Source organism: Dorea sp. 210702-DFI.3.125 (assembly GCF_020560945.1).
Taxonomy (GTDB): domain Bacteria; phylum Bacillota; class Clostridia; order Lachnospirales; family Lachnospiraceae; genus Dorea; species Dorea formicigenerans.
The window spans coordinates 1-425 of record NZ_JAJCNF010000094.1 but is presented as its reverse complement, the minus strand read 5'-3'; the positions used below and the strand labels follow the sequence as shown (position 1 = coordinate 425).

Annotated in this window: 1 protein-coding gene; it reads left to right on the top strand. The window is 36.5% G+C overall.

Going from position 1 to position 425, the window contains the following annotated elements; translation table 11 throughout:
* Nucleotides 1–371, top strand: a 371-nt coding sequence (locus LI164_RS15700; RefSeq protein ID WP_227087383.1) for a transposase, incomplete at its 5' end; no start/stop codon positions are given.
* Nucleotides 372–425 lie beyond the last annotated feature (54 nt).

Sequence of the window (425 nt, the reverse complement as noted above, 5' to 3'; positions counted from 1 at the left end):
CAAACATCCGTAAAAACTATTTGAATCAGACCATATCTGAGATCGTAAATCGAAAGCCAAGATTTATTTGTATTGAAGATCTGAATGTCAGTGGAATGATGAAAAATAGACATTTATCCAAAGCAGTACAGGAACAAGGATTTTTTGGGTTTAGAAAACAGCTTGAATACAAATGCAATGATAAAGGGATCCAGCTTATTGTGGCTGAACGGTTTTATCCATCATCAAAGCTTTGCAGCTGCTGTGGAAACATCAAAAAAGATTTGAAGTTATCTGACAGGGTTTATAGATGTGAATGTGGGAATATGATTGACAGAGATTTCCAGGCATCTATAAATCTCAAGGCCTATGGAGAACGATTTGCAAGCTAACACTGAAACGTTAATGCAAATATGTACGGATACGTTAGTCCGGAATTTACGCCT